We start from the raw sequence: 20167 nt of genomic DNA on the forward strand, positions 1-20167 counted from the left end.
GGCAGAACTTTCACGCTTTGAGTATGAACGCGTCGCTTTCGCCGGGAACGAGTTCGAGCGGCCAGATGGTATTGCGGGCACTTGCCGGATAGTGCGCGGCATAGGCCGGCATGGTCGCGAGAAGTGTTTCGGCAAGTTCGACCCCGAGATCGGCGAGCGACATGCGAAAGCGGGTCAGACTGGGCTGAAGAAACTTGGCACGCGGTTCCTCACGGAAACCGATGACGGCCACGTCCCGCCCGGGAAAGATCCCTTCCTCCACCATGCGCCGGTAGAAGCCGATGGCCATCAGTTCGTAGATCAGGATGATCGCCGTTGGCCGGTCCTCCAGGCGAAGCATCGTCTCGGCGGCATGATAGCCGCCATTCTCGCTCGATTGAACGCGGATCACTCGAGAGGGGTCGTATTCGATCCCGTGTCGCTCCAGTGCGCGACGGTAGGCATCGACAAAGATATAGCCGAGGTTGATGTCGCTCGACGGAGCGGCGACCGCGATGCGCCTGTGCCCCTTGGAGACAAGCCGATCGACGGCTTTCGTCGCCACGCCCTCGAAGTCCAGGTCGATCCAATTGTAGTCGCCGCCTGACGAACTGCGGCCCAATGCGACGAACGGGATCTGCGCCTTCACCAGTAGGTCGATACGCTTGTCGATCCGCTGCGTCGCCGAAATGATCATCGCATCGACAACCTGCCGCGCAACCATGCGCTTCATGTATTCGTATGGGTCTTCATCATTGGGGCACGGCAGCATGAACAGGTCGAGATTGTGCCGCGAGAGCACGCTTTGCACGCCACCCGTCACACCCAGGAAGAAGTTGTCGCTGTTTTCGACCGTTTCCTTGCTGGATTCCACCATCATGCCGATGGCGTTGGTCGTGCCTTGTCGCAGGCTGCGACCGGATTGGTTGGCCACGTAGCCCAGCTCTTCAGCTGCGGCAAGCACGCGCTTGCGCGTCTCCTCGTTGACATCCGGCTTGCCATTCAGCGCGCGCGAAACTGTCCCGATGGAAATATCGAGGTGCTTGGCGAGTTGGCGAATTCCCCTCATCTGCGGCAATCTTCCTCCTCGATTGCAATAGCCTTATCCCTACTACTTGCCACATCAAAACGTTTCCGGAAAGCGTTTAGCGTGTGTGGCGAGGTCGTTGTGGGTCCAGATGGCAGATCTGCAATCTGGAGGAAGAGGGCCGGAAGGAACTTAGTCGAAAAGATCTGCCGCTTCGAGCGTTGGTGCGACCGCATCCTTTTGTGAAAGAACCGGCGATATGTCGCCAGGCCAACGAATGCCAAGGGTCGGGTCGTTCCAGATCAGCGCACGCTCGTGCTCGGGCGAGTAGAAGTCCGTTGTCTTGTAGAGGAATTGTGCCGTCTCCGAGAGCACCAGAAAGCCATGCGCGAAGCCCTCGGGGACCCAAAGCTGGCGCTTGTTCTCGGCCGAAAGCAATGCGCTTGCCCACCTGCCGAAGGTGGGTGAGGATTTGCGGAGATCGACAGCGACATCGAAGACCTCGCCTTCAACCACGCGGACCAGTTTCCCTTGTGGCTGCCCGATCTGGTAGTGCAGACCGCGCAGAACGCCCTTGGAGGATTTCGAGTGATTGTCCTGCACGAAGGTAACGTTTCTGCCGACGGCTGCATCGAAGCGCGCCTGATTGAAGCTCTCGAAGAAGAAGCCTCTTTCGTCGCCATGGACGGTCGGCTCCACGAGCAACACGTCGGCAATATCCAGCGCTGTGACCTTCATCGACTACCTGCCTCCGCGAGCAGCTGCAGCAGGTATTTTCCGTAGCCACTTTTTGCAAGCGGGGTTGCAAGGCGTTCGAGTTGTGCCGCGTCGATCCAGCGGTTGCGGAAGGCAATTTCTTCAGGGCACGAGACCTTGAGACCCTGCCGGCGCTCGAGCGTGGAGATGAACTGGCCCGCATCGAGAAGGGAATCGTGGGTTCCCGTGTCCAGCCACGCATAGCCGCGGCCCATGATCTCAACGGTCAGGCTCCCATCGTCGAGATAGCAACGGTTGAGATCGGTGATCTCCAGCTCGCCGCGCGGCGAAGGCCGCAGTTGCTTGGCAAACTCCACCGCGCGCCCGTCATAGAAATAGAGCCCTGTTACCGCGTAGTTCGACTTCGGCTTGGCAGGCTTTTCCTCGATGGATAGAACCCGTGCGTCGCCGTTGAACTCGACGACACCATAACGCTCCGGATCCTGCACGTGGTAGGCAAAGACAGTGGCACCTGTCTCCCGCGCCATGCCGCTCTTTAGGAGTGGCGGAAGATCGTGGCCGTAAAAGATGTTGTCGCCCAATACGAGGGCCGATGGCGCGCCGTCGAGAAATTGTTCGCCAATGACGAAAGCCTGTGCCAGGCCGTCCGGCGATGGTTGCGCGGCATAGGAGAAATTGATCCCCCAATCATGACCGCTGCCAAGCAGCTGCTCGAAGCGCGGGATGTCCTGCGGCGTCGAGATAACCAGAATGTCCCTGATACCCGCCAGCATCAACGTGCTGAGAGGGTAATAGATCATGGGCTTGTCGAAGACTGGGAGCAATTGCTTGCTGATGGCAAGAGTCGCCGGGTGCAGGCGGGTGCCGGAACCTCCGGCCAGGATGATGCCTTTTCTTGTCACGCTTGGAGTTCCCGTTTTCGCAATTGATCGAGTATCCGGTCCACATGCAAGGTCCAGTCGGGCAGTGAGATGCCGAGGGCCGAACGCAGTGCGCCCGTATCGAGGCAGGAGTTCCTCGGTCGTGTCGCGGGACGTGGAAATTCCTCTGTCGTAACCGGCTCGATGTCGTCGGGGCCTGCCTTCAGGACGAAGCCGAGCTCTCCTGCGCGCCGGACAACATGACGCGCCAGTTCAAACCAGCTTGTCTTTCCGCTGGACGTCAGATGGTAGATCCCACCTGCCAACGCGCCCCTGGAATCGCCTGCGACGGCAAGAGCCGTAACGTCGGCAATCAGCTCGGCTGCTGTCGGTGCGCCGAACTGGTCGGCAACGACCCGCAGGCTCGATCGTTCGGCGGCAAGTCGCAGCATTGTCTTGATGAAATTCGTTCCATCGGCGGAAAAGACCCAGCTCGTGCGAAACACGAGGTGGCGGCAGCCGGATGCCTCGATGGCGGCCTCGCCTGCCCGTTTCGACCGGCCGTAGACGTTCAGCGGATGTGTCTCGTCCGTTTCAACGTAGGCACCGTCTTTCTGGCCATCGAAGACATAATCCGTCGAATAGTGCACGAGCAGCGCGCCATGATCGCGGGCGTAATCCGCCATGACCTTGACGGCTGCCTCGTTGACGCGGAATGCGGCGTCAACTTCGGTTTCCGCCAAGTCGACCTGGGTGTAGGCTGCGGCGTTGACAATAACGTCGGGGTTGAGCCGGTCGAGTTGTCCGGCAAGGCTGTCTATGGCCCCGATGTCGACAGAATCTCGGCCGCAGGCGATCACCTCGCCTAACGGCTGTAGCGACTGCTGAAGTGCCAAGCCAACCTGTCCGTTCTTCCCGAGAAGCAGCAACCTCATGCGTATTGCTTCTCGATCCAGTGGCGATAATTGCCTGACGTGACATCCTTCACCCAGGCTTGATTTTCGAGATACCACTCGACGGTCTTGCGAATGCCGCTGTCGAATGTTTCGGCAGGGCGCCAGCCGAGCTGTTCCTGGATCTTGCGAGCATCGATGGCGTATCGCCGGTCATGCCCCGGCCGGTCGGTGACGTAGGTGATCTGGCTGCTATAGGACGTCCCGTCTGCCCTCGGTCGGCGTTCGTCGAGGATGTCGCAAAGCAAGGTCACGACCTCCAGGTTGGTACGCTCGTTGAGGCCGCCGATATTGTATGTCTGGCCGGGCTCGCCCGCTTCCAGCACGCGCCGAACGGCGCTGCAATGGTCCCGGACATAGAGCCAGTCCCGGATTTGCTGCCCATCGCCATAGATCGGCAAAGGGCGCCTTTGAAGCGCGTTATGGATCACCAAGGGGATGAGCTTCTCAGGGAAGTGATAGGGTCCATAGTTGTTCGAGCAGTTGGTCGTAAGGACCGGCATCCCGTAGGTGTGGTGGTAGGCGCGCACCAGGTGGTCACTTGCCGCCTTGCTGGCCGAATACGGACTGTTGGGTTGGTATGGCGTCTGTTCGTCGAAAGCCGGATCTGCGGGAGAGAGCGTCCCGAAGACCTCGTCGGTGGATATGTGCAGGAACCGGAAAGCATTGCCTTTCGGGAGGCTGGACCAATGGGCCCTGGCGGCCTCCAGCAGTCGAAATGTCCCAAGGATGTTCGTTTGAATAAAATCCTCCGGGCCGTGGATCGAGCGATCAACATGGCTCTCGGCGGCGAAATTGATAATGGCCGTGGGGGCATGCCTCGACAGCAGGCCGGCCACCAACGAGGCGTCGGCAATATTGCCGTGGACGAAGGTGTAGCGCGGATCGCCCTTGAGCGATGCCAGATTGTGCAGGTTTCCTGCATAGGTCAGGGCATCGAGGTTCAAGACCGGTTCGTCATTATGCGACAGCCAGTCCAGGATGAAGTTCGACCCGATAAAGCCGGCTCCGCCGGTTACAAGTATCATCGTCTACGCACCTTCTCATACCAACGCGAACACAAGGATAACGATGAGTCTTTAGTAAACGTCACTCCGATCTTTCAGTCCAAGTGCCGTTGACAGAACTATTCTGAGGTCGAGCCAGAGCGACCAGTTGTTTATATACCAGATGTCGTGACGCACCCGGTCGGCCATTTTCTCGATGGTCGGCGTTTCGCCTCGATGGCCGTTGATCTGTGCCCAACCGGTGAGGCCAGGCTTCACATGCCGGCGCGAAGCGTACTGGGCGATCAGGGCTCCGTAAAGATTGTCATGAGCCAATGCATGCGGACGGGGTCCGACGACGGACATGTCTCCCTTCAGCACATTCCAGAACTGCGGCAGCTCGTCGATGCTCGACGAACGAATGAACGCCCCTACTCTGGTTACGCGTGGGTCATTGCGTGTTGCCTGCCGGATATCAGCGGCATCTTCCATGACCGACATGCTGCGGAACTTCACGATGCGGAAGGAACGGCCGCTATACCCCTTGCGCGACTGCAGGAAGAAGACCGGTCCGGGGCTGTCCAGCTTGATCGCGATCGCGACGATGAGGCAAATCGGCAGCATCGCCGTCAATGCCGTGACAGAGAAAACGACATCGAAGGCTCGCTTGAGACCGCGCTCATAGAGGCCCAAAGGGGGTCTGTGCGTCTGAAAGCTGCGGCTCTCTCCGACAGCTTGCGGGAAGCCTTCGACGATGTCGCCCACCAAGCCGCCAAACATGACGCTGACAGGAACGCAGAACTGTCTCAACGCGGAAAGGCATTCTTCCAGGGCCGGAAGGTTGCCATAGTCGCCCCAGACAATGAGGACTTCGTCGACGTCATCAATCCCATGCTTTTCGTAGGCATCAACCAACGCACTGCGTGTCGTCCCGGTCTCACCGATATGCATTGTGTGCTTGATCGATAGTCCACCAAGGGCGGATTTCCTGATGATCGGTTCCATGGGCGTTGCATCAGGGCAGATCAGCAATGCGCGGCGCGTTGGAAACGACGCGCGGGCGATCGCCTTCTTGAGATAAGCGGACCACAACAGGCGTGAAGATACGAGGCCGGCGACAGAGAGCAGCGCCGTTGACAGGATCGCGCCACGCGAAATCGTTTCACCTATCTTCAGGAAGAAGACGATTGCCAGCATGAAGATGATAACTGCCGGCAGGACGGTGCAGATCGCGACCATCTGATTGCGGAGGGAGAAAACCTCCGAGGGACGATAGGCATGCATTCCGCCCATCGCCAATACGAAGACCGTTGCAACGAGAAGGCCTATGCCAACGTATAGCGATGCGTCGGCGTAAGTCCCGAACGCTATTTTCTCGTAGATCGTGTGTCCCGCAGCGCTCGCCGCAAGCAAGATCAGGAAATCAAGCGTTGCCGCAACATAGGTTATTGCAACACTATTGAAGCCGAACCATTTGCGATTGTCTCTGATCGCACGGTAGGCGTTCCAGCTTTGTTCGACCGGCATGGCCATCATAAAAATCCTCAACCCGCCAGTCTAGTTAACATGGGATTAACGTGAGCAACAATTGCCCGAACGTACTCCTTATTAAGTAAATATTAAGTACGCCTCGAATGCATCGACCTTTAACGCGAAGTATAGCCGGAAAGTATTTGAAACAATCGTGGAGCGTGTACGCTCCTCGGGCGGTCCAAGCGGGCCCCGCTGCTGTGCGCTCAAGCTTTTCCAAAGTGGTATGGTTCGCCCTGGCGAGCGTTCGCTGCCTGGGGCGGAGGAGCTGCAGCTCTATGGCTGTATGGTGACGAAGGGCGGATGCCGCGTCGAACAGTGCTTGTATGCCTGGGGCGGCATAGAGCGTCCGGCGTCGGGCCGGCGGAAAGCTAGCGAGTATTCTTCTCGTTTTCGGAGTGATTGCTCACGCCATCAAGCATCTTCTGATGCGCCCGCGCACTCGCTACGGTCCTCACCAGCAGCACCCAATTCTGGATATGGTCCAGGCTCGACCCTCTTTGCAGCGGCATGAGCAAGGCCATGCAAGCGAAGACGTGCGCGCCAGAGCCGTTTAGGTCAAAACCCGCGACGTGCCCGCGTGGCACGCGCTTGCGAAATGTGAAACTTCGCTTCCGATCATTCCGCCACGCCATCGCCTCGACCCCCTGATTTGATGCTACGCCTACGTGATCGAATATTTGCGAGACGCCAGGGCGGATGAGCCGCCTGGCGTCGCTGGGGCGTTCCAATCAATTTCGATAACCAATGCATTTGCGCTGGCCTTGGAGCTCTCGGCGTGAACGGCTCGGCTCTGTATCTTTTGTATTTTCATACTGATTACGCCCGTTCCGAAGACCTTGAGATGCGCACAGTTCACCCGACTGGGGAGTGTGCCGCCAGCTTAAACATCCTTATTCGATGGAAACACATAACCAGATGATGGGTCACGTACGTCTTTGTTTCCGAATTCAAATATGCTAAGCGCAAATATTCGAGTATGCAATAGTCAAAAATAGCGTGAAGCAAGGTTGTGTTCGACTGAGTGGCAGAATGCGTAATATATAATTCAATGCGTCAAAGTCATTTTAGATTAAATCCATTCTTGTGTTGGTTTGTTGTTTTTTCATGTAATCGAAAAATATTTGGAGCGTTTGTTTCGTGCAATAATGCTGAGGTTTGCATTTGCTATTTTCTGTACGTATTCCAGCGTAAGATGAAGGCTCGATCAAGATCAAACTCTGCCCTTGCCTTGATCGCTTGCCTCCACGCTTCCGCTTACTTGTATTCGATAATGGTCTGCAAACGACCAATCAGCATGTTGAGATAGAACTTCGCGATCCCTTGCATTTCCGGGAATTTCGCCAGTCCATCGAACAGCGCGTTTCGCCAGCTCTCCGCCTTCCAGAAGCCATCGCGCAACGCCAACCGCAGAATCTGCAGGGGGTAGAGCGCGAGCATGCTTGGGCTGTCGAAAACGACGATGATCAGCGGCAGGATAGCCGCCCAGAACACCGTTCGTGTCACATCGTGCTTCCAGATCGTAAAAGGCGAATTGCGATGGATAAAGGAGACCTCTGCGAAGGCGTAACCGCCACGCAATGCACGGCGCCACCATTGACGAAAACTCAGCATGTTGGCGTCGTGGCGGGACATGTCACCGGCAATGCGCCAGATGCTCCACCCTTTTTCGCGTAGCCGGACGCAGAATTCCGGTTCTTCGCCCGCGATCACGGCGTCGGAGTAGCCCTCGGCCTCCCGAAATGCCGATACCCGCATCATGACATCGCCGCCACAACCGTCGACTTCACCCGGCCAGCCGCTCCAGTCGCGATCGCATAACGCGTTGAAGACCGTTCGATCCGGGAAGCGTTCGCGACGGTCGCCAAAGACGGCTGCGACCTTCTCGTTTTCAACGAGAAACGACCGCGCGCGTTCCAGCCATCCCTCATGGAGTTGGCAGTCGCCGTCGATGAATTGAACAAATCTGACATCGGGCCAACGCGCCGTCAGCGTCGCAAAACCCGTGTTTCGCCCGCGCGCGGCGGTGAAGGGAAGGCTATTGTCCAGTGCCACCGACACGACGCCGAGAGACGTGGCGTGCTCGAGGCTGCCGTCCTTCGATCCTGAATCGACATAGACGACGCGTGCGGTTTGCGCTTTGACGGAAAGAAGGCAGTCGATAAGCCGCTGACCCTCGTTTCGGCCAATCACAACGATCCCGACGTCGGTGTTCGGGCTGCCCTCGCGCTCTGCCACAAGCTCAAGAGCGGTGGTGTCGTATCCATTCTCGGAGGGCTGCGCACCACCAGACAGCGTGCGATCACGACTAGTGCTCATCAGACCCAACGATGTTGAGTCCTCCCAATGAGGGCGATTGGACTGTTCCGGGCACGCCGTTGGAGTGGCCGTCGTTGATGCTCTTGCAATAGCCCGTCGGTACAACCTAAATTCCTCCAGGGTCAAAGTATAGTTTCAGTATAATATTTATCCCAGTCGACAGTTACACCGCCTTTAGGGTGGTGCAATCTTACCCTTTTTGTATAGATTAGAATTGCCAGACGCGTTTGATATAGGTGCCTGTCTGGATCCTGTATTTTTAGAGTGGCCGGCGAGCAATTCATGAAGATTGCCTATTTCACGAACCAGTATCCCGCTCCGAGCCACACATTCATTCGTCGCGAAATTTCAGCGCTGGAAGAGCGCGGACATACCGTTCGTAGGTATGCCATACGGCCTTATTCTGCCGAACTTCGCGACGCAGATGATCTGGCTGAGTTTCAGAAAACCACTCACATCACGCGGTTCGGGGTTGTTCGCGTCCTGCTCGGCTGCTTGGCGACGATGGTGCGGCGGCCACTGGGAAGCTGCAGAGCATTGCGGCTGGCGTCTCGTTTCGCTTCAACCGCTCGTGGCGATTACATCCTTCACACGATCTATGCGGTCGAAGCGATGTTGCTCGCAAACTGGTGCCGGAAAGATGAAGTCGAGCATCTTCATGTCCACTTCGGGACGAACTCTGCCACCGTCGCTGCTATTGCACACGAGATCTGCGGAATTCCCTACAGTATAACAGTTCACGGCCCGGAGGAGTTCGATCGTGCTTCGCTGCTGGGTCTTGGTCTCAAGGCAGGCACAGCCTCGTTTGTCGTGGCGGTCAGTTCGTTCGGTCGTAGCCAACTCATGCGATGGACCGATCCAGCGGACTGGCACAAGCTGCACGTCGTGCGTTGTGGAGTGGACGGTAGCTATCGCTCTGCCCCGGCGTTCGGCGTGTCGTCCGAGAAGCGCCTGGTTTGCGTCGCGCGTCTCGGTGAGCAGAAGGGGCATCTGGTGCTCCTGCAGGCAGCAGCGAAACTTGCCCGCCAAGGCGTGGATTTTGAACTGGTGCTTGCGGGAGATGGGCCGCTCCGTGCCCAGATCGAGGCGGAGATCGAGCGTCTTTCGCTTCAACGGGTCGTGTCGCTCATCGGCAGTGTCTCCCAGGAGCGAGTGATGGCCGAGATCAAGCGCGCACGTGCCATGGTTCTTGCCAGTTTTGCCGAAGGGCTACCGGTGGTGCTGATGGAGAGCATGGCCCTCCGACGCCCGGTCATTTCGACATATATTGCGGGTATCCCTGAATTGGTGACCGCAGATACCGGCTGGCTCGTTCCTGCTGGTGACGCCGACGCGCTTGCCGAGGCAATGCGGGCGGCTCTGTGCGAAAGCGCGGCACACCTTGAGGCGATGGGGGAAAAGGCGCGCCAGCGCGCGCTGGCTCTGCACGACGTTTCCCAGTCGGCCGCCTTGCTGGAGGCATTGATTTTGCGGGGCGCTGGCGCAAAGCACGCCATTGCGTCATTGAGCATTGACGGTAGCGGAGCGACGGAATGCTCCTGACGGACCGATCCCGCGCAGCGCATGTTTGACGAAATCTCGCAGCAGATATGGCGGGTCGAAGTTCGGTTCGCGCTTCACTGCTCTGCGTACACGACCGAGCACGTGTCCCGCGACCCACGAGCAATTCGCTATCGCGGTGTAGAAACTGCCGTGGTTCTTTATGTAATAGCGCTGGCGTGATTCAAACCAGTAGGCGGGAAGACGTTTGGGTCTGCCAGGAGCGCCGAGGCCGGTTGCCTGGCCGACCAGGTGCACCACGCGGCTTTCTGGCATATACCAGCACTCCCAGCCCGCGCGTGTCGCGCGCAGGCAAAGATCCACCTCTTCGTGGTAGAGGAAATAACCTTCGTCCAGACTGCCGACGTCGTCGATAACCCTGTCACGGATGATCATACTGGCACCACAGACCCAATCGGCGAGAGCGGGCGCTTCGGCAAGCTTGGGCACGCCCGCCCATCGACCGAGGAGTTTGGTGAGCAATCCGAACTGTATGCCGGTTTCGAACTCGCCAATCACCGAAGGGAAGCGAAAGACGCAGGCCTGACGGGTGCCGTCAGGGTCTTCGAGCTGGCTTCCGGCGATGCCGCATCGCGGGTGTCTTTCCATGAACTCGACAAGCGATGTGATGCTGCCGGCCCTGGCAATCGTATCAGGGTTCAGGAGATGTACATATTTCGGCTTTCCGTAGCGTTCTGCCAGAAATTCGATGCCGCGGTTGTTCCCATAGGAGAAGCCGCCGTTCACACCGAGTGCGAGAAAATCGACTCTCTCCTGCCAGCCGTTGCTGACAATCGCTGCCGGCAGCTTGACCGCTGAGCCGTCACCGGATGCTCCGTCTACCACAACAACACGTGTTCCCTCAGGGAGCATGTTCGGCTGCATCAACGAGGCCACGCTATCGAGCGCCAGCTCCGCCGTGCGGTAGTTGACGATGACGATATGGAGGAGGTCCGCACGTCTCATTGTGCCGCATCCTCAAAAAAACGCCGCTCCAGTATCCCCTGATGCATGAAGGGCTTCTCGTCGGGCGCGAAGAGCCCGTGGCGCTTGCGATCTTCCAGAACACGCTTGACGATACTGGAGCTGACACGCTGCTTCATTTTGGCAAAGGCGTAGACGAGGCATCGATCAGCCAGAACATTGATCTGACGCGGGATGCCTTTCGAAGCCTCGTAGATCATGGTTTTCGCTGCCGGCGAAAACAATTGCTCCTGCCCACCTGCGACACGCACACGATGATCGATGTAGGAACGCGCCTCGGATCGCTGTAGCTCGGGCAATTGGAAGTCTGATGAAACGCGTTGCGCAAACTGCCTGAGTTCGGGCAGACGCAACGTTGTCCTCAATTCATCCTGGCCTACGAGGATCAACTGCATCAACATGGATTTGGTGTTGATGTTGGACAGCATCCTCAATTCTTCCAGACGGTCGGGCGCGAGATTCTGCGCCTCGTCGATGATGAGAACAACGCGTCCGCGGCGCTTCACCTCATTCTCGACGAATTCGCAGAAACGCTTGTAGAGCCGCGGATAAGAGGCGTCTTCGAACCCCTGCTCGAACGCCATCAAAATCCACTCGAGCAGGTTGCCGCCAGCGCGTGTGGTGTGCGTAATCATTCCCACGCGGGTCGATTCCGGCATGCTGTTAAGGAAGTGCTGAACCAGCGTTGTTTTTCCCGAGCCCACCGCCCCCGTGATGACTGTGAAACCGGCTTGGTTCACCAAGCCGTATTCCAGCATCGAGAACGCCATGGAATGAGAGGGGCCGAAGTAGAGAAATTTCGGATCAGGCAGAATCGAGAACGGCTTTTCTGCTAGCCCGTAGTATTTTTCGTACATTCACGAACTCCATACGCTCAGTGTTTGCTTCGGTCGATGGCTTGGCTCGCCTAGGGCGATTGGCGCTTTTCAGGCGGTCACAATCCATGCGCGCGGCATTTGTTCAGCACCACCTGGATATTGGCCTTTGCGCCCAGATAGGACTTACAAATCTCAAGCTCGGACAATTTGGATTGTCCGACCGACAACAACAACACGACAGCGTCGGCATTCGACGCAAGGGAAGCAGCCTCATCGGCGATCAACATTGGCGGCAGGTCGATGATGGTAACCGACGGACTTAGCGACCGCCGGATCGCATCCATTTGCCGCGAGAACTCGGTAACATCGAGCTTGCTCGGTGCTCTTCCGATGCGGTCTGTGGGGCAGAACACATGAAACTGTATCCCCGCGACATCTGCGAGCGCGAGTTCTTGGGCTACATCCGTGTTCGACGTTGCTGTGGGCAGTCCGAGCATCGTGTGGATGCGGGGAGCTCGCAAGTTTGCATCAACCAGCAATACGCTGGTGCCGCGGACACGGCTGAAGCTCAGAGCCAGATTGATAGCCGCTGTTGTAGTGCCACAGCCCGCAGTGGGCGCAGCAACCGCAATCAGGCTCGACCTGGTATCCTGAGTGATCGTTTGTAGCTGATTGCGCAGGACGTCATAGGATCGGGTCGTTCTATGATTGCTGTCATAAGCAACAACCCGCTTGGACAACAGGTCCCGCGGGGAAAGCTCGACCGTCATATCCTCGTCGATCGCGCCTGGGCCGTCGCGCAGCATCACGCTCCGGTCATTCGGCACTTCTTGAAACGAGGCGCGTGCCACATTGATTGGCGGTACCGACCTCGCTCGCTGCAAAGCTCTGGCAATGATTTCCATGACACTACCTCGTGTTTGGTTCGCTCACGCTTGGGACGTGTGTTACGCAGTCGATTTCTTTCCGAAGGAGATGCCCGCGAACATCCTTCTGAAAATTGCGCCCACCTTTGCCGGCAACGATTCGTGCGTGGCGTCAGTGGGTGACCACTCCGGGATCACCACAAGGGTCTGGCCCCTGAGCGCCTCAGCGAGGTCAAAAGTTCCCCGTATGGTCGGGGTCAGAATATCGGAAGCTACCGCCGCAGCCGCGCCGGCGGCGAGCGCCAGACCGATGACGACCATCAGAAACAGTTTGCGCGACTGTGTCGGGTACTGAGGTACGACCGGCGTTTCGATAACCTGTATCTGCATTGCGGACTGGTCGTTCTCAAGGCGCTCGCCGATCCTTGCGGTTTCGAGCTTCACCTTCATGTCATCAAGGCTGCGTTGAAGGCTTGCGCGCTCGGTTTCGATCGCACTCACCTGAGCCTCGATATCGGGGCCGCGCCCAATCGCCGTCTTGAGGGTCGTGATCCTTGCCCGCATCTGGTCCCGCTGCTGCAGGAGAGACGTCTGGCGGCTCTTGGCGATCGTGATGCGCTGGGAAATCAGTGCGAGATCCGGCGTCAGATTGGCCGGAACGGCTGTTGTCGCTGCGGTGCTGTCGGCCGTTGCTGCGCTCGCGGCTTGCGCCGTCAGCAGGTCTATTTTTTGCCGAAGAGCCCTGATCTGCGGATGTGAGTCCGAGTAGATCAGCCGCGCTTCATCCATCTGGTTTTGCAACTGGTCAAGCTGAGCCCTGCGACGTCCGGCGTCAGCCGAATTTTCAACGCCGAGGCGCAACTGAGCCTCCAGCAAACTCACGTCTTCATTCTGCGAGGCGATCACCGTTTCGAGTGCCGACAGGTCCCGTTCCTTTTCCTGCAGCTCCGTGTTCAGCTGAGGAATGCGGCTTGGCATCGAGTCCTTGTTTTCTTCGACGAAACGGTCCCGGAATGTTTCCTTTTCGCGCAGCTTTGCTTCGATATCATTTGCCTCGCGTGTCAGGAATTGCGCGGTCTCTGTGGCTCGCGACACCCGAAGGCGCTTCGTTTCGTTCATAAGCATGTCAACGAGCCCCGAAGTCACGGCCGCGGCGACATTCGGGTCTGAGTATTTGAAGCCGACATGGACAATGGAACTGGCCGCGGTCGCGTCCATTCCTTCAGGCGTTACAGCGGTAAACGTAATGCCGAGGCGAACCTGCGACGCTATCACGTCGTTGCTGACAACGCCGCGTAGGGCGGGATAGAGGTCGTAGCGCTGGGCCAGATCGATAAGACTGTCTCTTGCCAGCACGCGCTGTTCGAGCAGCTGCAACCTTTCATTGGTCACTGTCGCTGGTACGAGAGTAGAGGGAATCTGTTGCCCTTCGACGATGAGCAACGCTTCAGCATAGTAGCTTCGCGGCTGGCTGAAGACCAATATCGACCCGATAACCATTATAGCCAGCGACGGAATCAAGAAATAGATTTTCTGACGCCAAAGCAGCTGCAAATAATACTGGATATTCTGGACGATGAAATCTCTATTCACGGCCGCCCCCTTTTGGTGCGCTTACTCTGAAAAAACCGTCGGGTGGTTTGCAGCCCTGCTCTTAACGAACTGCGGATGCATCTGAACTAGCTATATTGCTGGCAGGTTGCGCTTCGGTATGAAGGCTCAGCTCAGCACCGGTATCCATTGTTTGATACATGACGCGGACCAGATCGCCGGGTTCCAACGGCGTCATTTCGTTGGCCTCGATCTCCTGCGGTTCGCCGTCGACGGTCCGGATGATCGTGAACACGGTCGTCCGCTGGTTGCTCTGCCGTGCCGCGGTCATGCCGTTTTCGTAGACTTGCATGACCTTTTGCGCGTCGGCGAGGCTTTCACGTGTAGCCTGCTGGTCGCGCTCAAGGTCCACGATATCCGAAAGCAGCTTCTCGCGTTGCGTCCGCAGGGCGGTGTCTATCACGGCGATCTCAGTATTCATCGCTCGCTGGACAGTGGTCATTTCGGAATCGAGCTGACTTCTGCCGCTCTGCAATTCAGCCAGTTCGTTTTCGCGGTCAAACTGCTGACCCGCCTGAAGGGCACCCTTTTCGACCAGAGCCGCAGTTGCGTCCCGCCGCTGTGTCGCGAAGACGATGCGCCGTCCAAGAATGGCCATCTGCTCCTTGATGGAGTCGAGGTTGCGAGCGCCCATGGCTTCGGCCTCGTGCCGGGCGGCCGTCTGTGCCGTCAAGCTCTGCCGGTAGGCGTCCAGCAATGTCTGTTCCTGTGCGATAAAACGATTGTTCTTGTCGTTTACCTCGACCGTTGCGCCGCCATTCAATTCGGCCTGGAAGCGCGCGTAGCGTGCTGCCAGCTGTTCCAGCTTGCTCTGAGCGGCTTCGATGGAGCGTTTGACCACGATCGATCGGTCCTGATCCGCAGCGAGCATCTCGCTACGATGAAGACCACCAGCAACGCTCACGCCGTGCAGGACAGTCATGCCCTTTCGATAGGGAAACGATCCAGGGGTCGTGACCTCCCCCGCCATGAATACGTTCGGCTGATGCAGCGGATCGGGGCGCAGCATGATCGTGAGGTTCGGGTTCTCCTTGAAGAAGGGGCGCAGCTTTTCGCTGAGCGCGGCCTCGACCTGGGTAACCGTCAGGCCTTCGGCCTTGAGGTGACCTGCCAATGGGAAGGAGACCCAACCATCCGGTTCGACGACGACATTGCGACGAAGGTCGTCTTCTTGAGCCACCCAAACTTCCAGGCTGTCGCCGGGCTGCAGCAGATACTTTTCCTCGCCATGGGCGCTGCCCAGAAGCATGAGGTACAATAGTCCGGCTATGCCATATCTCATTCGCATGCTTCGCTCCAAGAGTTGGATCTTTCTCAAAGCGTCACCCCACTAGGCAACATTTCGCTGCATCTTACTGGCTACGAGTGGTGGTGAGAATAACGCACAATGGAGTAAGTCTACGGGCTGGAAATTCTGTCTCCTGTGTCATCGGAGACAAAAATCTGACGAAGACGTAAAGATAGAAATCGGAGATGCTTGGCATTCGCCGTGGTGTAGGGTGCCACGATTTCAATTCGAAAAGTATAGAATGTGATTTTCAGCGAAAGTATAAATATATACTTTAGAAATTTCCTTGAGTTTATTAAGTGATTGATTGTAAATGATTGTTTCTAATTCTCTCGCGTAGACAGTTGGCTCTTCCCTTTTGCTAAATCGATATTCTTGTCGGGACAGTCCCAAAATACCCCGCTTAAGCATGTATAGTTAATATGTATATCGAAAGAATATCGAGCACTATGGCCGGGGGGAGGCCGCACGCTTCAAGGAAGTCAAGCTTCTTTTGGCTGTATCGAGATCATCCATTTGGATTACGATCTCAATGGCCTAACATACACCCGCGATTGCTGGTCACGCCATGAGGCGTCTTGCGGCGAGGACCTGGCGACGCTCCCACCAGACTAACGCGAGGCTCGATGTGACAATCAGCACGGCGCCGACGATCACGTTGATCGTGGGGACCTCATTCCAGATCACAAAGCCGTAGAGAAACGCCCAGACGAGGCCGCTATATTCCATAGGAGCCAATGTCGAGGCGGGGGCGTATCGGAAGCCCTCATAGAGCAGATATTGCCCTGCGGCCGCGATCAAGCCCAAGCTGATCATCAAGATCCAGCCAAATAGGTCAGGCGCCTTCCATAGCCAAGGCAGCGTCACGCCACAGGCGATGACAAAGAGGAAGCTGGTGGCCATCATCTGGTTCGGGGTGCTTTCCGTGCGGCTGACGATTCGGATAAGCACCGTGCTCAAAGCCCAGCAGAACCCGGCAAATAGAACCATGCCCGCCGGCACTAGGCTGGGCGCTTGCGTCGGATTGGCTGCCAGCAGGACGCCGAGAAACCCGGCGATGCAGGCGAGCCACCGGATCGGTCCCACGTTCTCCTTCAAGATCAGAATGGAGAGGAACAGGACCATAACCGGCGCGGAGAAGTACATGGTGGTGATTTCGGCAAGGCCGAGCTGCCGTGCCGCCGAATAAAAGGACATCCATGCCGCGAACATCAGGCCAGCCCGCAGCAATAGCGAATTGCGGTGCGGGCTTTTGAAGATCGATGGATGCCGCAGCCGTCGAACGACAATACTCGCGATGACGGTAACCATGATGCTGCGCATGAAGAGGATCTGCGGAACCGAATAGTCGGCCACAAGCCATTTGACGATTGCGTCCTGGATGGCAAACAACGAGTAGCCGGAACAGGCAAGGCCAATTCCTGCAAGCGGACCTGGTTCGGCATGGGGAGATCGACTGAGCATTGTGGCCTGCGGCGGGAACAGAAGTAGATGCTGGGGGACTAGCAAGAAGGCCTGGCCAAGACAATTGCTAGATTTTGGATCGGACGGCCGATCACGATCCCGTTGTCGGCCTCTGCCGAACCACGGTTTGGCTTGTTTCTCGGCGTCAACTGAAGTCTATCATGGCACAAACCGCAACTTCTCGAGGGGTGGCCGATGCGTGACGAGGAAAGATCGCCTCTGTATAAAACGCTCGCCTGGGTTCTTTGGCCGGGGCTTTTCGTCGCGGGCCTCACGGGTGCAGGTTTTGCATTCGAGACCAAAGCGCCCCTCCTGTGGTTCAATGTCGTCTACCTCGGCACGGTCGCCGTCATAGCAACGTTCGAACGTTTCATGCCCTATGAGCGGCAGTGGCTCGCCCGCGATGGCGAAACATTCAACGATATAGCGCACACGCTGCTCAATAAGGGCGGGGTTCAGATCGTTGCGGCAATCGGGGTTTCAGCCCCCATGGCGGTCGCCACTGTCGTGCAGCCGGCGGTACGGACGCCGTGGCAGGTATGGCCCGACGGCTGGCCACTCATGCTTCAAGTCGCTTTGGGTTTGGTCATCGCGGAGTTCGGTCTTTATGTCGCGCATAGGGCGGCACACGAGATCTTGTCGCTTTGGCGTTTCCACGCCTTGCATCATAGCGTCGAGCGGCTTTGGGTCGTGAATACGGGCCGGTTCCACGTCGTCGACTCGCTTTTCAAGATCGCGCTGAGCCAGGCTCCTCTTTATCTGATCGGAGCGCCCTTGCCTGTATTCCTATGGATCAGCGCGGTGACGGCCTTCATCGGGCTGTTGACCCACTGCAACATCGATGTACGGACCGGGCCTCTTGATCTGATATTCAGCACCCCTCGCCTGCATCGATGGCATCATTCCAGGGTGCTGGCTGAAGGAAACACCAATTATGGTGAGAACCTGGTTCTGTGGGATCAGGTCTTCGGTACGTACTTCAATCCCGATCGTCGCCCGCCCGCCGATATCGGCATAAGCGGTCGTGTCGCCGAAGGGTTTCTGGCGCAGCTGTTGCAGCCGTTTACGAAAAGAGGGTTTCGCCAGATACTTGGCCGGAAGGCCGTTAGCGAGAAGATTTCGGCGGAGTCAAGTAAATCGACCTAAGGAGCGCTGACCCACAGCGCTCCTAAATCAAGTAAAGATGGTGGAATTACTCGGCTGGGATGTTCCATCTGGAATCGCTCTGGAATATATCGTTCAGCTTGTAAGCAACTTCGGTGCGATTGGTTGCCTTCAGCTTCTTCATGATATTCCGGATGTGAACCTTCACCGTGCTTTCGCGCAGATTGAGTTCATAAGCGATGATCTTGTTTGCCTTGCCTTTGCGGAGGGCCTGAACGACTTCCGCCTGACGCAAGGTAAACATGCGGGCCAGTTCACGAGCTTTCGGGTTGCGATCCATGGGGGCCGGTGCCGAGAAGCTGTTGCTGGCAAGAATGAATGTTCCCCCCGCAATCGCAAGCGCGATCGCTTCTACGCAGACTTCGATACCGACGGACGTCGGAATGAAGCCACGAGCGCCATACTCGAGAACTTTCAACGTCTGGCTGAGGTCGTCGCCATCTGCAAGTATTACGACTGGAGCTGGCGCAAACTCGGCACTAATTGCAGCGATTTCGTCGGACAAAGCGCCATCATTGGCCTTTCGCCCGGCAATATTCAACAAAATGGCACTTACACGCTGCGTATTGTCTTTCCGGCGCTTCCATTCAGCGATCGATCCCACGGCGAACGCTTCCATGCCGAGGCCGTTTCTCGTCAATGTGGTCGCGAGGCACTCGCGTTCCAATGTCCGGCTGTCGATGATGAGCAAGCAGCGCTCCTCATCGAGGGTATCACGGTTATGCGCAAGGTCGCCGACTATCCGGGGCGACATTGCTGTGGCTCTAAGGTTACCAACTGGTTTTCCAGTGCTTTCAAATTCCGAAGGTACGTAATTCATACTAGCCTCATACTCAGTAGTGTTAGAGGTGACCATTCGCAACGAAATGCAATACTCTGTAGGCATCCATTGTTAGTGCGTAACTAAGTAGTTTCTTCGTCTTGCATCAGCGGTAAAAATTGAGACGTTTGGTTTCTACTTGATTTAGAACCTACATACATAGGTACTAATAATCAATATAAAATATTTTTGTAAATATAAAGAAAAACTGCTCAGTATATAAAAATATACCAGCCAAGTCCGAAATGGGAAATTTATTTGCACTTGATTCGGAAAATGGCAGAAATGTGGGGCCGCTTCCGCAATATGGCGAAATAATGTTCCTTAACGATAATGCGAATCAGTTGAGTTTCAGTCGATTTTACTGCTTTGAGCCGTATTATTTTGGGAAGATGCGTCAAGGGTTGTATTTACAGCGAACACCTCAAAAGAACAGGCGTATGGCAAAACTGCTGTACCAATGTGGACGTAGTCACACTCTATTCTTTGCCCCTGAAGCGGCGCTGGTAGACGGGATCGTAAAGCGAGCTCTCGCGGAAATCATGGGCATGCAGCGATCGCCCGACGAAGATGATGGCTGTTCGCTCGACCGGCTCGGCGGCCACCTTTGCCTCGATATCGGCAAGCGTGCCGCGCAGGATCCGTTCGTCCGGCCATGATGCCTTCACAACGATCGCGACGGGGCAGTCGGCGCCGTAGAGCGGCGTCAGTTCATCGACCACCTGGTTCAAGGCGTGGATCGCCAGATGGATCGCGAGCGTTGAGCCCGTCGCGCCGAACTTTGTCAGGGTCTCGTCGTTGGGCATCGGCGATGCGCGACCGGAGACTCGTGTCAGAACAAGGCTCTGAGCAACGGCCGGAATGGTGAGTTCGCGTCCGAGCGCCGAGGCGGCGGCAGCGAAGGCCGGAACGCCTGGTGTCATCGTATAGTCGATCCCAAGCCGTTCGAGCCGGCGGATCTGCTCGGCAACCGCGCTCCAGACGGCAAGATCGCCCGAATGCAGTCTTGCGACATCTTCGCCGGCGTTTGCGGCGCGAAGATATTCCGCCTCGATTTCATCGAGAGACATTGGCGCCGTGTCGATGATGCGGGCACCGGGCGGGCAATATTGAAGCAGTTCCGGTGACACGATCGAGCCTGCGTAGAGACAGACCGGGCATCTCGCGATCAGCTCGCGTCCGCGTACGGTAATCAGGTCTGCGGCGCCCGGCCCCGCGCCAATGAAATGAACGGTCATCTCT

17 protein-coding genes are annotated in these 20167 nt (G+C 57.1%); 2 read left to right on the forward strand and 15 right to left on the reverse strand.

The window, feature by feature from the left end; translation table 11 throughout:
• Positions 1-10 precede the first annotated feature (10 nt).
• From A6U87_RS18815 to A6U87_RS18850, 7 genes are all read right to left on the reverse strand, one after another.
• Positions 11-1048 (reverse strand): substrate-binding domain-containing protein, encoded by a 1038-nt coding sequence (locus tag A6U87_RS18815; RefSeq protein WP_065692807.1) that lies wholly within the window; start codon positions 1046-1048, stop codon positions 11-13.
• 150 nt (positions 1049-1198) lie between these two features.
• Positions 1199-1744, reverse strand: coding sequence for a dTDP-4-dehydrorhamnose 3,5-epimerase (gene rfbC, locus A6U87_RS18820; RefSeq protein ID WP_065692808.1), 546 nt, complete (start codon positions 1742-1744; stop codon positions 1199-1201).
• The gene (rfbA, locus tag A6U87_RS18825; RefSeq protein WP_083199547.1) at positions 1741-2625 is read right to left on the reverse strand and encodes a glucose-1-phosphate thymidylyltransferase RfbA; all 885 of its coding nucleotides are present in this window, start codon (positions 2623-2625) and stop codon (positions 1741-1743) included. The genes rfbC and rfbA overlap by 4 nt, the downstream gene beginning before the upstream one ends.
• Positions 2622-3518: a dTDP-4-dehydrorhamnose reductase gene (gene rfbD, locus A6U87_RS18830; RefSeq protein ID WP_065692810.1), complete on the reverse strand. Its 897-nt coding sequence runs from the start codon at positions 3516-3518 to the stop codon at positions 2622-2624. The genes rfbA and rfbD overlap by 4 nt, the downstream gene beginning before the upstream one ends.
• A complete protein-coding gene (gene rfbB, locus A6U87_RS18835) occupies positions 3515-4564 on the reverse strand; it encodes a dTDP-glucose 4,6-dehydratase (protein ID WP_065692811.1) in 1050 nt (349 codons plus the stop codon). Before rfbB ends, rfbD begins: the two co-directional genes overlap by 4 nt.
• A 51-nt stretch (positions 4565-4615) precedes the next feature.
• Positions 4616-6055, reverse strand: a complete 1440-nt coding sequence (locus A6U87_RS18840) for an exopolysaccharide biosynthesis polyprenyl glycosylphosphotransferase (RefSeq protein WP_065692991.1) — start codon at positions 6053-6055, stop codon at positions 4616-4618.
• 1254 nt (positions 6056-7309) lie between these two features.
• On the reverse strand, positions 7310-8371 hold the full coding sequence (locus A6U87_RS18850; RefSeq protein ID WP_083199549.1) for a glycosyltransferase family 2 protein: 1062 nt from the start codon (positions 8369-8371) through the stop codon (positions 7310-7312).
• A gap of 282 nt (positions 8372-8653) precedes the next feature.
• Here A6U87_RS18850 and A6U87_RS18855 point away from each other — a divergent pair, with 282 nt between their 5' ends.
• On the forward strand, positions 8654-9913 hold the full coding sequence (locus tag A6U87_RS18855) for a glycosyltransferase (RefSeq protein WP_065692813.1): 1260 nt from the start codon (positions 8654-8656) through the stop codon (positions 9911-9913).
• Here the strand turns inward: A6U87_RS18855 and A6U87_RS18860 are convergent.
• The 6 genes from A6U87_RS18860 to A6U87_RS18885 all read right to left on the reverse strand — a co-directional run bounded on the left by A6U87_RS18860 (position 9872) and on the right by A6U87_RS18885 (position 16941).
• Positions 9872-10876, reverse strand: coding sequence for a glycosyltransferase family 2 protein (locus A6U87_RS18860; protein WP_065692814.1), 1005 nt, complete (start codon positions 10874-10876; stop codon positions 9872-9874). The two genes, A6U87_RS18855 and A6U87_RS18860, sit on opposite strands and share 42 nt — an antisense overlap.
• The gene (locus A6U87_RS18865; protein WP_065692815.1) at positions 10873-11751 is read right to left on the reverse strand and encodes an ExeA family protein; all 879 of its coding nucleotides are present in this window, start codon (positions 11749-11751) and stop codon (positions 10873-10875) included. The genes A6U87_RS18860 and A6U87_RS18865 overlap by 4 nt, the downstream gene beginning before the upstream one ends.
• 77 nt (positions 11752-11828) lie before the next feature.
• Positions 11829-12617 (reverse strand): hypothetical protein, encoded by a 789-nt coding sequence (locus tag A6U87_RS18870; protein WP_065692816.1) that lies wholly within the window; start codon positions 12615-12617, stop codon positions 11829-11831.
• A gap of 42 nt (positions 12618-12659) precedes the next feature.
• The gene (locus tag A6U87_RS18875) at positions 12660-14171 is read right to left on the reverse strand and encodes a hypothetical protein (protein ID WP_065692817.1); all 1512 of its coding nucleotides are present in this window, start codon (positions 14169-14171) and stop codon (positions 12660-12662) included.
• Between the two features lie 61 nt (positions 14172-14232).
• A complete protein-coding gene (locus A6U87_RS18880) occupies positions 14233-15477 on the reverse strand; it encodes a polysaccharide biosynthesis/export family protein (RefSeq protein ID WP_083199551.1) in 1245 nt (414 codons plus the stop codon).
• Positions 15478-16038: 561 nt separating this feature from the next.
• Positions 16039-16941, reverse strand: a complete 903-nt coding sequence (locus tag A6U87_RS18885) for a DMT family transporter (protein WP_065692819.1) — start codon at positions 16939-16941, stop codon at positions 16039-16041.
• A 195-nt stretch (positions 16942-17136) separates the two neighbouring features.
• On the opposite strand from A6U87_RS18885, the gene A6U87_RS18890 reads away from it, so the two are divergent.
• A complete protein-coding gene (locus A6U87_RS18890) occupies positions 17137-18087 on the forward strand; it encodes a sterol desaturase family protein (RefSeq protein ID WP_065692820.1) in 951 nt (316 codons plus the stop codon).
• A 46-nt stretch (positions 18088-18133) separates the two neighbouring features.
• On the opposite strand, the gene A6U87_RS18895 is transcribed toward A6U87_RS18890, so the two are convergent.
• Positions 18134-18925, reverse strand: a complete 792-nt coding sequence (locus A6U87_RS18895; protein ID WP_065692821.1) for a response regulator transcription factor — start codon at positions 18923-18925, stop codon at positions 18134-18136.
• Between the two features lie 479 nt (positions 18926-19404).
• Positions 19405-20163 carry a precorrin-4 C(11)-methyltransferase gene (gene cobM / locus A6U87_RS18900; RefSeq protein WP_065692822.1) on the reverse strand — a complete coding sequence of 253 codons (759 nt, stop codon included), beginning with the start codon at positions 20161-20163 and terminating at the stop codon, positions 19405-19407.
• Between the last annotated feature and the right edge of the window lie 4 nt (positions 20164-20167).

The sequence above is a fragment of the Rhizobium sp. AC44/96 genome (assembly GCF_001692185.1).
GTDB lineage: Bacteria > Pseudomonadota > Alphaproteobacteria > Rhizobiales > Rhizobiaceae > Rhizobium.